The organism is Streptomyces sp. TSRI0107 (assembly GCF_001905845.1).
Taxonomy (GTDB): domain Bacteria; phylum Actinomycetota; class Actinomycetes; order Streptomycetales; family Streptomycetaceae; genus Streptomyces.
In genome coordinates this window covers 513,708-527,664 of sequence record NZ_LIVZ01000001.1, presented here as the reverse complement: position 1 = coordinate 527,664, position 13,957 = coordinate 513,708, and the positions used below count along the sequence as shown (strand labels likewise).

The 13,957-nt window shown below is 71.3% G+C and carries 12 protein-coding genes and 2 tRNA genes; 3 read left to right on the top strand and 11 right to left on the bottom strand.

The features are described from left to right. Positions 1-137 precede the first annotated feature (137 nt). The 3 genes from AMK31_RS02290 to leuS form a co-directional block, all read right to left on the bottom strand. The gene (locus AMK31_RS02290; RefSeq protein WP_073938561.1) at positions 138-983 is read right to left on the bottom strand and encodes a DegV family protein; all 846 of its coding nucleotides are present in this window, start codon (positions 981-983) and stop codon (positions 138-140) included. An 82-nt stretch (positions 984-1,065) separates the two neighbouring features. Then, a complete protein-coding gene (locus AMK31_RS02285) occupies positions 1,066-1,815 on the bottom strand; it encodes a hypothetical protein (RefSeq protein ID WP_073938560.1) in 750 nt (249 codons plus the stop codon). A 225-nt stretch (positions 1,816-2,040) separates the two neighbouring features. Next, entirely contained in the window at positions 2,041-4,914 is a 2,874-nt protein-coding gene (gene leuS / locus AMK31_RS02280; RefSeq protein WP_073938559.1) for a leucine--tRNA ligase, read from the bottom strand. Between the two features lie 408 nt (positions 4,915-5,322). Here leuS and AMK31_RS02270 point away from each other — a divergent pair, with 408 nt between their 5' ends. Together AMK31_RS02270 and AMK31_RS02265 are read left to right on the top strand one after the other, a co-directional pair. Then, a complete protein-coding gene (locus tag AMK31_RS02270) occupies positions 5,323-6,552 on the top strand; it encodes a cytochrome b/b6 domain-containing protein (RefSeq protein ID WP_198948400.1) in 1,230 nt (409 codons plus the stop codon). Beyond that, complete coding sequence (locus AMK31_RS02265) at positions 6,549-8,162, top strand: NADH-quinone oxidoreductase subunit NuoF family protein (RefSeq protein WP_073938557.1); 1,614 nt, start codon at positions 6,549-6,551, stop codon at positions 8,160-8,162. Before AMK31_RS02270 ends, AMK31_RS02265 begins: the two co-directional genes overlap by 4 nt. A 63-nt stretch (positions 8,163-8,225) precedes the next feature. On the opposite strand, the gene AMK31_RS02260 is transcribed toward AMK31_RS02265, so the two are convergent. Next, a tRNA-Ala gene (locus tag AMK31_RS02260) sits at positions 8,226-8,298 on the bottom strand. 121 nt (positions 8,299-8,419) lie between these two features. On the opposite strand from AMK31_RS02260, the gene AMK31_RS02255 reads away from it, so the two are divergent. Next, on the top strand, positions 8,420-9,637 hold the full coding sequence (locus AMK31_RS02255; RefSeq protein WP_073938556.1) for a glycosyltransferase 87 family protein: 1,218 nt from the start codon (positions 8,420-8,422) through the stop codon (positions 9,635-9,637). Here the strand turns inward: AMK31_RS02255 and AMK31_RS02250 are convergent. The 7 genes from AMK31_RS02250 to nadD form a co-directional block, all read right to left on the bottom strand. Further along, positions 9,606-9,839 carry a hypothetical protein gene (locus AMK31_RS02250; RefSeq protein WP_003976229.1) on the bottom strand — a complete coding sequence of 78 codons (234 nt, stop codon included), beginning with the start codon at positions 9,837-9,839 and terminating at the stop codon, positions 9,606-9,608. The two genes, AMK31_RS02255 and AMK31_RS02250, sit on opposite strands and share 32 nt — an antisense overlap. 3 nt (positions 9,840-9,842) lie before the next feature. After that, positions 9,843-10,019 (bottom strand): hypothetical protein, encoded by a 177-nt coding sequence (locus AMK31_RS39530; RefSeq protein WP_107468491.1) that lies wholly within the window; start codon positions 10,017-10,019, stop codon positions 9,843-9,845. Between the two features lie 205 nt (positions 10,020-10,224). Further along, positions 10,225-10,297 (bottom strand) — tRNA-Ala (locus AMK31_RS02245). Between the two features lie 83 nt (positions 10,298-10,380). Next, positions 10,381-11,058 carry a histidine phosphatase family protein gene (locus tag AMK31_RS02240; protein ID WP_073938553.1) on the bottom strand — a complete coding sequence of 226 codons (678 nt, stop codon included), beginning with the start codon at positions 11,056-11,058 and terminating at the stop codon, positions 10,381-10,383. Continuing rightward, complete coding sequence (gene rsfS, locus AMK31_RS02235) at positions 11,049-11,495, bottom strand: ribosome silencing factor (protein WP_073938551.1); 447 nt, start codon at positions 11,493-11,495, stop codon at positions 11,049-11,051. The genes AMK31_RS02240 and rsfS overlap by 10 nt, the downstream gene beginning before the upstream one ends. Before the next feature lie 90 nt (positions 11,496-11,585). After that, a complete protein-coding gene (locus AMK31_RS02230; protein ID WP_073938549.1) occupies positions 11,586-13,286 on the bottom strand; it encodes an LCP family protein in 1,701 nt (566 codons plus the stop codon). Between the two features lie 16 nt (positions 13,287-13,302). After that, positions 13,303-13,950 carry a nicotinate-nucleotide adenylyltransferase gene (nadD, locus tag AMK31_RS02225; RefSeq protein WP_073938547.1) on the bottom strand — a complete coding sequence of 216 codons (648 nt, stop codon included), beginning with the start codon at positions 13,948-13,950 and terminating at the stop codon, positions 13,303-13,305. Positions 13,951-13,957 lie beyond the last annotated feature (7 nt).

The window sequence follows — 13,957 nt, the reverse complement described above, 5'->3', positions numbered from 1 at the left end:
GAGGAGGATCGGGCACATCGCCACTCTCGCGATGATCTTGGTCAATTCCCGGGGATTACCGCCCAGTTGTGGATAACTCCGTCACCCACACGCGTGAAGCACAGTGCAGCTCAGCCAGCGCGGCTCAGCGCGGCTCGTCACCGCGACGAGACCACGACCCCCAGCAGTCCGGGCCCCGTGTGCGCCCCGATCACCGCCCCGACCTCGCTCACATGAAGCTCCGCCAGCCCGGGCAACCGCGCCCGCAGCCGCTCCGCCAGCGCCGAGGCCCGGTCTGCGGCGGCGAGGTGGTGCACGGCGATGTCGACCGGTGCGGCACCCGCCCGCTCGGCGACGATCTCCTCCAGCCGGGCGATGGCCCTGGACGCCGTCCGCACCTTCTCCAGGGGCCCGATCCGGCCGTCGTCGAGCTGGAGCAGCGGCTTCACCGCGAGCGCGGAGCCGAACAGGGCCTGCGCGGCGCCGATCCGGCCGCCGCGGCGCAGGTATTCGAGGGTGTCGACGTAGAAGTACGCGGATGTGTCGGCGGCCCGCTTCTCGGCCGCCGTGACGGCGTCGTCCACGGTGCCGCCGGTCTCCGCCGCCTCGGCCGCCGCCACCGCGCAGAAGCCCAGCGCCATCGCGATCATGCCGGTGTCCACCACCCGCACCGGCACCGGTGCCTCCTTCGCCGCGAGGACCGCCGCGTCGTAGGTGCCGGACAGCTCGGCGGAGAGATGGAGGGAGACGATCCCGGTGGCGCCCGACGCGGCGACCTTGCGATAGGTCTCCGCGAACAGCTCGGGGCTGGGGCGTGAGGTGGTGACGGGGCGTCGCTTCTGGAGTGCCTGGGCGAGGGAGCGAGTCGAGATCTCGGTGCCCTCTTCGAGCGCCCGGCCGCCGAGGACCACGGTGAGGGGCACCGTGGTGATGCCGTGGCGCTCCGTCGTCCGGGGCGGCAGGTAGGCCGTTGAATCGGTGACGATCGCGACATGGCGGGACATGAGCTGGAGGTTACCTGGCGTACCGCCCGTACGGCAGCCCGGCCCTCTCGCCTGCACCGGAACGGGGCTCGGCGCGCTGGTCTCAGGTGGTGCTCTCCGGGCGGGGCTTCTTCTGCCACGGGTAGCTCTGGCGCGGGCCCGGCGGGGTGATGGCGGGCCGCGTCGGCTCCTCGGCGGTCCGCGACTGCGGGGTGTCCGGCCAGGTCTGCCGGTCCGCGGCGGCGTCGGCGGCGGGGGCCTCCGGCCAGGGCGGCGGCGGGGTGCCGGTGGAGGACGCCGCGGGTTCCTCCGTCGTCCAGTGCCGCAGGGCGCCGGCCTCGACGTCGATCTGGGCGCTGAGCGTGTCCAGGTCGTCGTCGGCGAAGCGGTGGGCGCGGTCACGGGCGGCCCAGCGCAGGGAGTCCGCCGACCGCGTGATGCGCTCGGTGCGCTCCCGCAGCGCGGGCAGCCGCTCGGTGAGCGTCGCCCGGTCCGGTTCGGACTCCAGGCGCCGCAGATCGGCGTCCAGTTCGTGTCCGTGGGCGCTGAGCCGCTGGAAGAGGGCGAGCGACTCCTTCAGGGACTCGTCCTCGGCGGCGCCCGCGGCGAGCGCGTCCTGGGTGGCCCGCATCGAGGTGCGCAGCTTCAGCCGCAGCTGGGCGATCTCGCCGGCGGGGCCGGGCTGGGCGAACGACTTGGCCCGCAGGGTGTGGTCCTCGACCGTGCGACGGGCCTGGGTGAGGGTGCGGTCCACGCCGCGCTTGGCGGCGCCGACGACCTTCACCGTGGCGTAGACGCCGAGCACGACGAAGAGCACGAAGAGCAGGGCCACCACTGCGATCACTGCTTCCACGACGCTCCTCCTCCGGCCCTTCGGCCGACGCGGCACCCACCGCGCCGCTCTTCCACGGTAAACGCAACGGGCAGGCCCGGAGTTCCGTGAGAACCCCGAACCTGCCCGCAGCAAACCCCGAACATCCCCCTAGGGGACCATTCAGGCCCTTACGCCCCGCTCACGTGGCCCGCTCACATGGCCTGCTCACATGGCCCGCTCACGTGTCCTGCTCCCGTGTCCTGCTCACGCCGGAACGATGTTCACCAGCTTCGGCGCCCGCACGATCACCTTGCGGATCCCGGCCCCGTCCAGTGCCGCCACGACCTTCTCGTCGGCCAGCGCGACCTTCTCCAGCTCCTCCTCGGAGATGGCCGGGGAGACCTCCAGACGGGCCTTGACCTTGCCCTTGATCTGGACGACGCAGGTGACCGTCTCGTCCACGACGTACGCCGGGTCGGCGACGGGGAAGTCCTGGTGCACGACGGAGTCCGTGTGCCCCAGCCTGCGCCACAGCTCCTCGGCGATGTGCGGGGCCAGCGGCGCGATCAGCAGCACCAGCGACTCGGCGACGGACCGCGGTACGGCCCCGCCCGCCTTGGTCAGGTGGTTGTTCAGCTCGGTGATCTTGGCGATGGCGGTGTTGAACCGCATGCCCTCCAGGTCCCCGCGCACGCCGTCGATCGCCTTGTGCAGCGCCCGCAGCGTGTCCTCGTCGGGCTCGGCGTCGGAGACGGTGGCCTCGCCGGTCGCCTCGTCCACGATGTTCCGCCACAGCCGCTGCAGCAGCCGGAACTGGCCGACCACCGCGCGGGTGTCCCACGGCCGGGAGACGTCCAGCGGGCCCATGGCCATCTCGTAGAGGCGCAGGGTGTCGGCGCCGTACTCGGCGCAGATCTCGTCCGGCGTGACCGCGTTCTTCAGGGACTTGCCCATCTTGCCCAGCAGCCGGGAGACCTTCTCGCCCTGGTAGTAGTACGCGCCGTCGCGCTCCTCCACCTCGGCGGCCGGCACCGCGATGCCCCGGCTGTCGCGGTAGACGTAGGCCTGGATCATGCCCTGGTTGAACAGCTTGTGGAACGGCTCGGCGGACGAGACGTACCCCAGGTCGTACAGGACCTTGGACCAGAAGCGGGCGTACAGCAGGTGCAGCACGGCGTGCTCGGCGCCGCCGACGTACAGGTCGACACCGCCGTGCGGCTGGCCCTCACGCGGGCCCATCCAGTACCGCTCGATCTCCGGGTCGACCAGCTTCTCGCTGTTGTGCGGGTCCAGGTAGCGCAGCTCGTACCAGCAGGAACCGGCCCAGTTGGGCATGGTGTTGGTCTCGCGCCGGTACTTCTTCGGTCCGTCGCCCAGGTCCAGGGTGACGTTGACCCACTCCTCGTTGCGCGACAGCGGCGTCTCGGGCTGGGTGTTCGCGTCGTCCGGGTCGAAGGTGCGCGGCGAGTAGTCCTCGACCTCGGGCAGCTCCAGCGGCAGCATCGACTCGGGCAGCGCGTGGGCGACGCCGTCCTCGTCGTAGACGATCGGGAAGGGCTCGCCCCAGTAGCGCTGGCGGCTGAACAGCCAGTCGCGCAGCCGGAAGTTGACGGTGCCTTCGCCGATGCCCTCGCGCTCCAGCCACTCGGTGATGCGCGCCTTGGCCTCGACGACGCCCAGGCCGTCCAGGGAGACGCCCTCGCCGGTGGAGTTGATGATCTTCGCGTCGTACGACGAGAAGGCGTCCTCCCACGTCGAGGTGTCGGTGCCGCGGCCGTCGGTCGGCTCCACGATGCAGTGGATCGGCAGCTCGAAGGCGCGCGCGAACTCGAAGTCGCGCTGGTCGCCCGCGGGGACGGCCATGATGGCGCCGGTGCCGTAGCCCATCAGGACGTAGTCGGCGATGAAGACGGGGATCCGCTCGCCGTTGACCGGGTTGGTGGCGTACGCGCCGATGAAGACGCCGGTCTTGTCCTTGGCCTCGGCCTGCCGCTCGACGTCGGACTTGGAGGCGGCCTGCGCGCGGTAGGCGGCGACGGCCTCGGTGGGGGTCGCGTGGCCGCCGGTCCACACCTCGTGGGTGCCCTCGGGCCAGGTGTCCGGGGTGAACTTCTCGACCAGCGGGTGCTCGGGCGCCAGCACCATGTAGGTCGCGCCGAACAGGGTGTCCGGGCGGGTGGTGAAGACCGTGATGCGCTCGCCGTCCACGGGGAAGTCGACGCGGGCGCCCTCGGAGCGGCCGATCCAGTTGCGCTGCTGCAGCTTGATGGCCTCGGGCCAGTCCAGCTCGTCCAGGTCGTCCAGCAGCCGGTCGGCGTAGGCGGTGATGCGCATGTTCCACTGGCGCAGCTTGGCCTTGAAGACCGGGAAGTTGCCGCGCTCGGAGCGGCCGTCGGCGGTGACCTCCTCGTTGGCCAGCACGGTGCCCAGGCCGGGGCACCAGTTGACGGGCGCGTCGGAGGCGTACGCCAGGCGGAACCGGCTCAGGACGTCGGCGCGCTCGGCGGCGTTCAGCTCGCTCCACGCGCGCGTGTGGCCCGGTACGGGGCGCTCACCGGACTCGAACCGCGCGATCAGCTCGGAGATCGGGCGGGCCCGCTTCGCCTCGTCGTCGTACCAGGAGTTGAAGATCTGCAGGAAGATCCACTGGGTCCACTTGTAGTAGTCCGGGTCGATCGTGGCGAACGACCGGCGCTTGTCGTGGCCCAGGCCCAGCCGGCGCAGCTGGGCCTTCATGTTCTCCATGTTGGCCTCGGTGGACACGCGCGGGTGCGTGCCCGTCTGCACGGCGTACTGCTCGGCGGGCAGGCCGAAGGCGTCGAAGCCCAGGGTGTGCAGGACGTTGTGGCCGGTCATGCGCTGGAAGCGCGCGAAGACGTCGGTGGAGATGTACCCCAGGGGGTGGCCGACGTGCAGGCCCGCACCGGAGGGGTACGGGAACATGTCCATGATGAACTTCTTGGGCTTGGCGACCAGCTCCGGGTCGCCGGCCAGGTCACCGCTGGGGTTCGGCGCCGCGTAGGTGCCCTCGGCGTCCCAGAAGTCCTGCCAGCGTGCCTCGATCTCCGCGGCCATGGCGGCCGTGTAGCGGTGCGGCGCGGCCACCTCGGCGGTGGCAGCGGGGTTCGTCTCGCTCATGATCCTCAAAGCTCCATCGATCGTCTCTGCCTGCGGCTGCCGGGAAACGAAAAATCCCCTCGCACAGGAGGGGACGCCGCGCCGATTCCGGCCACTCGACTCGTCCGGTGGCCGGGACTGATCAGCGCGGCCCGCTAAGCAGAAGGCGTACGGCACGCATGGCGCCAGGGTACCGCAGGGCCCGACCGGGCCGCGACAACGTTCCACGGACCGCCGGGAGCCGGACCGGGGTCCGGGAAAGCTGAACCAAGGTCAAGGATTACTTCGCGTAACAGCCACTAAGGGGCATCACAACAAGCGCATTGTCATTTGATAACAACGCAATAACTCAAACCTCGTACCCGCCGGTATGACGCGACCTAGAGTGCGGCGCGGGACCGCTTTCCCGAACCGCTCGGAGTTGCCCCCATGAACTCTCGTCGTAGTCGCAGTAACAGTTCGCTCGCCACCCAGGGCCGCTCGGCCTACGGTGTGGTGAGCGCTGCCGTGCTTGTCCTCATACCGGTGCTCGTGCTGGCCGGAGGTGACACGGTCCGCGAGTTCCTGAACTTCGGCGCGGGCGTGCTCAGCCTGGTCTCCCTGTCCTGCTCGGTGATCTGGGGCCTGGTGGCGCAGGACCGGATCTTCCTCAACGCGCGGCAGCGGATCATCGGTCAGGCGGTGCACCGGACGACCGCGGTCGCCTCGATCGCGTTCCTGCTGCTGCACGTCATCACCAAGCTGGCCCTGGATCACGTCGACCTGCTCGGCGCGCTGATCCCGTTCTCGCTCGGCTTCACCGGCACCCAGGGCCTGATCGGGCTGGGCTCGCTGGCCGGCCTGCTGATGATCTTCGTGGGGCTCACCGGCGCCCTGCGCAGCGCCTTCGCCTCCCCGGCCCCGGTCGCCGCCCGCTGGCGGGCCATGCACATGCTGGCCTACCCGGCCTGGTGCGCGGCCCTGATCCACGGCCTGTTCGCGGGCCGCGCGGCCAAGCCCGTCTTCATGTTCCTCTACGGCCTCTGCCTGGTCGGCGTCATGGCCGCCCTGGCGCTGCGCGCGGCACCCCGCCCCGTCAAGCGCCGGGTCGCGGACCTGATCAACGGGATGTTCGAGGGCGGGGACAGGCCCGGCCGCGAGGATCTGGACGCGAGCCGCGCGCGGGCGGGCGCCGAGCCCTCCCCCCTGCCCGGCTACGACGCCCCGCGCGGGGACCAGGAGCGCGCCGCCGAGTCCACCGCCGGCTTCGCGGCCGCCTACCGCGCGGTGTCCCGCCCGCGCCGCGCCCAGCAGTCCTTCACGGACGCCCGGCCCACCGAGCCGCTGGACCTGCAGCCCACCGAATCGCTGCCCCGCGTGGACAGCTCCTGGCCGATCCCGTCCCCGCCGCCGGTCGGCGAGGCGCCCCGGTCGGCGTACGACCCCCTCCAGGACACCGGACACACCATCCCCGCCTATGGCAATCCGGGCGCCGGGTCCTACGGCGGCGGTGATGTGTACGACACGGTTGAGTCGAACCCCCTCTACGGCACGTACAACCCGAACGACACATACGACAACAGCGGTCCCGCCACAGAAACACTGCCCGGTGCGTCCTACGACTTCGACGCACCGGGTTCGGGCGAACCTTGGAACACGCCTTCCGGAGGCTTTAAGTGAACGAGGCCCTGCCCGACGTACCCGAAGTCCGCGTGGTCGGACTTCCTCAGCTCACGTCGGGCTTCGACCTTGTCGAAAGACTCGATCTGCCCATGCACCTGAAGGTGCACGGGCCGCTCGAACCGTTGGGCGGCGAGCAGCTCGCGCAGCTCGCCGAACGCATCAACCTCAGGGGCCGCGGCGGCGCGGGTTTCCCCTTCCACAAGAAGCTGCGGTCGGTCGCCGAGTCGGCGATCCGCCGCGGCGTACGGCCGGTGGTCGTGGTCAACGGAAGCGAGGACGAACCCGCCTGCCGCAAGGACACGGTGCTGATCAACCGTGCCCCGCACCTGATTCTCGACGGCGCCCTGCTGTGCGCCGAGGCCCTGGGTGCCCGCACGCTCGTGGTGGGGGTCACCCGGGAGTCCACCCAGCGCTCCATGGAGGCCGCGCTCGCCGAGCGCGGTCTGGGCAACGGCCGCCGGTCGGCGCTGCGCGCACGCGTGCAGCGCAACCCGGTCCGCATGGTCACCGGTGCCGCCGCCTCCCTGATCCGCTCGATCGACGGCGGCCCGGCGATCCCGCCCGGCCGCAAGATCAGCGCCTCGCAGAGCGGCGTCGGCGGCGCCCCGACCCTGCTGTCGAACGCCGAGACGTTCGCCCAGCTGGCGATCGCCGCCCGGATCGGCCCGGAGCGGTACGGCAACACCGGGCTGTACGACGAGCCGGGCACCGTGATGCTCACGGTCTCCGGCGCGGTCGCCCGCCCGATGGTGATCGAGGTCCCCACCGGGGTGCCGCTGCGCTACGTCCTGCAGCTCGCCGGCGCCCCGCCGGTCCCGCAGGGCGTGCTGACCGGCGGCTACCACGGCAAGTGGATCGACGCGGCGACGGTGAACGAGGCGATCGTCTCCCGCAACTCGCTGGACGCGGTGGGCGGTTCGCTGGGCGCCGGGGCGATCCTGCCCATCAGCCAGGAGACCTGCCCGCTGGGCGAGTCGCTGCGGGTGGCGCAGTGGCTGGCGGAGGAGAGCGCGGGCCAGTGCGGCCCCTGCTACCTCGGCCTGCCGGCCGCCGCGCGCGGCATGGAGGACATCCTCAACGGCGGCGGACCGGCCGCCCTGGAGGCGCTCAAGCAGGTCGCCAGGAACGTCAAACGGCGGGGCGCCTGCTCGCACCCGGACGGCTCCGCGATGTTCCTGGAGTCGACCGTCAAGGCGTTCACCGACGACCTCGCCGCCCATGTCCTCGGCAACGGCTGCGGACGGCCCGTGGAGGGCGTTCTGCCGCTCTTCGAGGGGGGCAGGGCCCCGACGGGCGTCCCGGGCGGCGCCACGGACGAGGAGAACGGCCCCAGCCGCCAGAAGATCTACGTCGACTGGACGCTGTGCCGGGGGCACGGCCTGTGCGCCGACATCCTCCCGGAGGTCTTCGAGCTGGGCGCGGACGGCTTCCCGACCGTCGCCCAGGCGGCCGTCCCCCGGTACGCCGAGGCGAAGGCGCTGCGCGCGGTCCGCCGCTGTCCGGCGCTGGCCCTGCGCCTGGAGGAGGACAACCGCTCCCAGCAGCCGGCCCGCAGCAATCTGCCGGTGCTGTCCCAGGGACGCGGCCGCCGGGCGCTCGGCCGCTGAGGGACGAGGCGGGATACACGAAAAGATCCCGCCGGATCATTTCCGATCCGGCGGGATCTGCTGTGGAGCTAAGGAGAATTGAACTCCTGACCTCCTGCATGCCATGCAGGCGCTCTACCAACTGAGCTATAGCCCCTTGCGGTGTGTCGTCCGTTTCGGTTTTCCTTGCGGTCTTTCCTCGCGGCGACACAGAGAACATTACACGGTCCACCCGGTGGAACACCAAATCGTTTCCGTTCTGCCCGGATACGGGCGCTATGGTCGGGCCGGTGACCGTGATCGCGTTCTCCGCAGTCCACCGCCACGTGCCGACCGCCCTCGGGGTGTGCCTCTTCTCCTTCGCGGCGTTCTGGGTCGCGCAGCGGTCCGCGCAGGTGTCGATGATCGACCTGATGGTGTACCGCGCGGAGGGCGCGACCGTCCGCGCGGGCGGCGATCTGTACGCCCTGCGGACCACCGCCGCGCAACTGCCCACCACCTATCCGCCCTTCGCGGCCCTGCTGTTCACCCCGCTGACGCTGCCGGACACCGAGAGCCTGCGCGTCCTGGCGACGGCGGGGAACCTGCTCCTGCTGGTCGCCTTCGTCCGGCTGTCGCTGCGGCTCGTCGGGCACACCCGTGCGGAGACCGTCTGGTGGGTCGCGGCGGCGGCCGTGTGGTGCGAGCCGGTGTGGACGACACTGCGGTACGGCCAGATCAACCTGCTGCTGGCCGTGCTGGTGCTGTGGGACCTCACCCGCCGGCCCGGGGACCGCCTGGCCGGGCTCGGCATCGGCCTGGCGGCGGCGGTGAAGCTGACGCCCGCTCTGTTCGCGGTGTTCCTGCTCGTCACCGGCCTCGTCGCCCGCCGTACGAGGGGCACCGGCGCTCCCTGGCTGCGGCACGCGCGCGGGGCGGTGGCCGCGTTCGCCGGCGTGACCCTGCTCACGGCGGCCGTCCTGCCGTACGACTCCTGGCGGTTCTGGAGCTGCATGGTGTTCCGCGCGGGGCGGGTCGGGCACGCCGAGGAGACCGCGAACCAGGCGCTGCGCGGCGTCCTGGCCCGGCTGCTCCACACCCCGGACCCCGGGGCCGCGTGGGTCGTGGCGGCGGCGCTCACGGCCGTCGCCGGGCTGGCCGTGGCGGTCGCGGCGGAGTTGCGCGGGCAACGGGCGTGGGCCGTGCTCGGGTGCGCGGTGACGGCGCTGCTGATCAGCCCGGTGTCGTGGTCGCACCACTGGGTCTGGTGCGTGCCCTTGGTGCTGCTGCTCACCGCGCGGAGACACCGCGTGACCGCCGCGGGCACCGCCCTGGTGTTCTGCTCGTACGCCCTGTGGTGGGTGCCACATGGCGACGGGCGGCCCGAATTGCGCCAGAGCACCGCCGAGTTGCCGCTCTCCGGCCTCTACGCGGCGGCCGGCTGCGCGTTCCTGCTGTGCGCGGCGCTCACGCGGTCACCGGGACTCAAGCGGTCACGAACGAATAGAAGCGCTTGAGAGTGCAGTGCTCCTCCAGCAGACGGCCGTAGATCGGCTCGCCCTCCAGTTCACGGTACGTCTCGATCGGGTCGCCTTTTATGATCAGCGCCCGCGCGCATTCCTCGCACCAGTACTGGTAGTCGGGGTTCACCGGTTCCATGTCGCGGACGATCGGCGTGCCGCTGCCGCACCAGTCGCACTTCCGCCTGTGTGCACCCATCGATCAGCTCCAGCTGTGGCCGCAGGCCGTGCACACGTAGGAGATTCCGCCGTTGTCGCCGAGGACTTGGGCCACGTGCGCGGAACCGCAGGAAGGGCAGCTGAGCCGGGTGGCCGTGTTCCGTGTCAACGCTGCTTCGCCGAGGAGGTGGCCGACCTCCTCGAGGATGCTCGAAGGCATCGCTACTCCCTCCCGTCGGGCCGCGCCCCCTTCCGGCCGTTTGATTCTGCCACGACCGGACCGACACGGTCAGCGACGCCGTGGTACCAGTCCGGACACGGCACCCGCCGACGCGCCTCCGAAGAGGTATACGCCTCTCGGGCCGCCTTCACTCAACGGCAGAGACGAAAAATCCCGCCCCCCTGTGGGGGACGGGATTCAACCGTGGAGCTAAGGAGAATTGAACTCCTGACCTCCTGCATGCCATGCAGGCGCTCTACCAACTGAGCTATAGCCCCATCTGTTCTCCCCGCTCGGCGGGCGAACAAGAAGAACTTTAGCCTGCGACCTGCCGGAAAGTGAAATCCGGGTCCCCGGGCCGTCAGTCGTCGTCGCCGAGCACCGGTTCCGGCAGGGTGCCGGCGTTGTGCTCCAGCAGCCGCCAGCCGCGGGCGCCCTCGCCGAGGACGGACCAGCAGCAGTTGGACAAGCCGCCCAGGCTCTCCCAGTGGTGGGCCTCCAGGCCGAGCAGCCGGCCGATGGTGGTGCGGATGGTGCCGCCGTGGCTGACCACGACGAGCGTGCCGTCCTCGGGCAGCTTCTCGGCGTGCCGCAGCACCACGGGGGCGGCGCGGTCGGCGACCTCGGTCTCCAGTTCGCCGCCGCCGCGGCGCACGGCCTCGCCGCGCTTCCACGCGGCGTACTCCTCGCCGTACCGGGCGATGATCTCGTCGTGCGTCAGGCCCTGCCAGACGCCCGCGTAGGTCTCGCGCAGCCCCTCGTCGTGGGCCACCTCGAGGCCGGTGAGCGTGGCCAGCTCGGCGGCGGTGTTCGCGGCCCGCCGCAGGTCGGACGCGACGATCGCGTCGGGCCGCAGCGAGGCCAGCAGCCGGGCGGAGCGGCGCGCCTGGGCGACGCCGGTCTCGGTCAGCTCGACGTCCGTGGTGCCCTGGAAGCGGCGCTCCACGTTCCACGAGGTCTGCCCGTGCCGCCACAGGATGACGCGGCGGCCCCGGCCCTGCTTCCCGGCGGTCACCTCACCGGTGGCGGTCACCGCCACTCACCGTCCAGCTCGGCGGCCTCCTCGGCGGCCTGGAGCTTGGCGTGCTCCTCCGCCTTGCCGCGGGTGGCCTTGGCGTCGGCGGGCAGCTCCAGCTCGGGGCAGTCCTTCCACAGCCGCTCCAGGGCGTAGAAGACGCGCTCCTCGCTGTGCTGGACGTGGACGACGATGTCGACGTAGTCGAGCAGGATCCAGCGGGAGTCGCGGTCCCCCTCGCGGCGCACCGGCTTGGCGCCGAGTTCCTTCAGGAGCCGTTCCTCGATCTCGTCGACGATCGACTTGACCTGGCGGTCGTTGGGGGCGGACGCCAGCAGGAAGGCGTCCGTGATCGACAGGACGTCGCTCACGTCGTAGGCGATGACGTCGTGGGCGAGCTTGTCGGCGGCCGCCTGGGCGGCGGTGGTGATGAGCTCGAGAGAGCGGTCGGTCGCGGTCACTACAAGGCTTTCCGTCGGCGGTCGTTTGCCTTCCAGGGTCTCACGGACCGCCGACGGGGCCCCACGCCATTACGCGGGGCCCGTGCGCGGCTACGGCCGGTAGTCCTGGCCGAGGACGACCGTCACGTTCGCGTTGGACGACACCTCGCCCTTGGTGACGGCGCTCGCGGGCAGGCCGAGGGTCTTGGCGACCTCGGTGGCGTCCTGCTTGTGGGCGGCCTCGGCGTAGGTGACCTCGGAGGTGGCTTCGGCGCCGCTCGTCGTGCCGCCTTCGAGGAAGGTGAAGCCGCCGTTGAGGAGGACCACGCGGGCCTTCTCGGTGTTGTCCTTCACACCGGTGGCGTTGCGCACCGAGACGCGGACGGCCGCGCCCTGGTCGGGGCTCTTCGCGGTGCCGCCGAGGACGTCCTTGACCACGCTGTCGCCGGCCTCGGCGGTCAGTGTGCCGTCGCCCTGGACGGGCAGCATCGCGGTCTTGTGGTCGCCGCTCTTGGCGAGGTCGGACAGGGCGGCGAGGAAGGCGCCGAGGTCCTTGTCGGTGAGCGGCGGCTCGATGATCATGCCGAGGGTCTGCACGGTGACGGTCGCGCCCTCGGTGTCCGAGGTCAGCTTGCGCAGCACGCCGTGCATGACCTGGCCGAACCGCTCCAGCTGGGCGTTCTGCGCCTCGCCGGGGGCGCGGTAGGTGGCGTAGGCGACGGCCATCTTGCCGCTGAGGGTCTGCTTCTCGCCCTTGTTGACCAGCGGCGACTGGCCCTTCTTCTCGGCGTCCGGGTCGGGTACGTCGGTGTCGGTGTCGATCTCGATGTTGCCGACGAGGTCGACGAGGTTCTGCAGGTAGGGGGTGTCGAGCCGCCAGGTGCCCTGGATGGAGGTGCCGAGGACGGTGTCCAGGGCCTCGCGGGTGCCGGAGGAGCCGTCGTCGTCGACGGACTTGGCGAGGGTGGTGGTGGAGCCGTCGTCGCCGGTCAGGGCGAGGGAGTTGGGCAGCAGGACGGTGGTGCCCTGCTTCGTGGTGGTGTTGTCGACCAGCAGGGCGGTGGAGGTGTCGCCCTTCTTGGTGTCGTGCAGGTGGACGACGATCACGTCGCGCTTCTGGGCGCCGCCGGCCGCCGTGGTACCGGTCTTGTCGTCGGAGGAGGACAGGCCGGGCAGCTTCCCGGCGTACCAGAGGTAGCCGACGCCGCCGACGGCGACCAGGGCGAGGACGACGACCAGGGCGATGAGCCGGCTGCGGGCCCGGCGCCGGGCCTCCTCGCGGCGCTCGGTGCGGTTCTCGGTGAACGCCAGCCAGTCGATGACGTCCTCGGAGTCGCCGTCGGGCTCCTCGACGAACGAGAACTGCTCGGTGCGGTAGTCGCGGTCGTCGTCCCGCGCGGGGGCGGCCGGGACGTCCCGCTCGTCGCCCGGTCCGGTCTGCTGCGGGATGTAGGCGGTCTGCTCGGCGACCCGGGGCTGCGGGGCGGCGGCCTGCTGCCCGTAGGGGGCGTAGGCGTCGTACGAGTCGTAGGAGTCGTACGACGAGGGGGTGGCGGGCTGCCGGCCGGTCCCGTAGGGGTCGTACGGCGGGACGGGCTGCTGCCCGCCCGTGGCGTACGGGTCGTAGCCGTACCCCTGCTGCGGCGCCTGCTGCTGCGCGTAGGCGTCGTACTGCTGGTGGGACGGCTGATGTGGCGGCTGCTGCTGCGGCACCTGCCGGTAGACAGGGCGGCCGTACTCGTCGTAGCCGACGAGCTCGTACGGGTCACCCCCGTACTCGCCCCCGTGGCCCGTGTCGTATCGGTCGTTCACCGGTGCCCCTCTCGGCTCACTCGCCGCGGTACAACTCGCGCTTGGTGATGTAGCGCACGACTCCGTCCGGCACCAGATACCAGATGGGGTCGCCCTTGGCGACTCGCGCACGGCAGTCCGTGGACGAGATGGCGAGGGCGGGCACCTCGACGAGCGAGACGATGCCCTCGGGGAGTCCGGGGTCGTTGAGGTGGTGGCCCGGGCGGGTGACCCCGATGAAGTGCGCCAGGGAGAACAGCTCCTCCGTGTCCCGCCAGGTGAGGATCTGGGCGAGGGCGTCGGCGCCGGTGATGAAGAACAGGTCCGTGTCGGGGTTGAGCGCGCGCAGGTCGCGCAGGGTGTCGACGGTGTAGGTGGGACCGCCGCGGTCGATGTCGATGCGGCTGACGGAGAACTGGGGGTTCTCCGCGGTCGCGATGACCGTCATCAGGTAGCGGTCCTCGGCCGGGGAGACGGTGCGGTGGCTCTTCTGCCAGGGCTGGCCGGTCGGCACGAAGACGACCTCGTCCAGGTGGAACGCCGCGGCGACCTCGCTCGCGGCCACCAGGTGACCGTGGTGGATCGGGTCGAACGTTCCGCCCATGACGCCGAGACGGCGCTTGCCGCCGCTCGTGTCCCGTGGCGTCTCGTTCACCGGACCGGTAGGCATGTCCTGCTCTCCCATGCGTGCA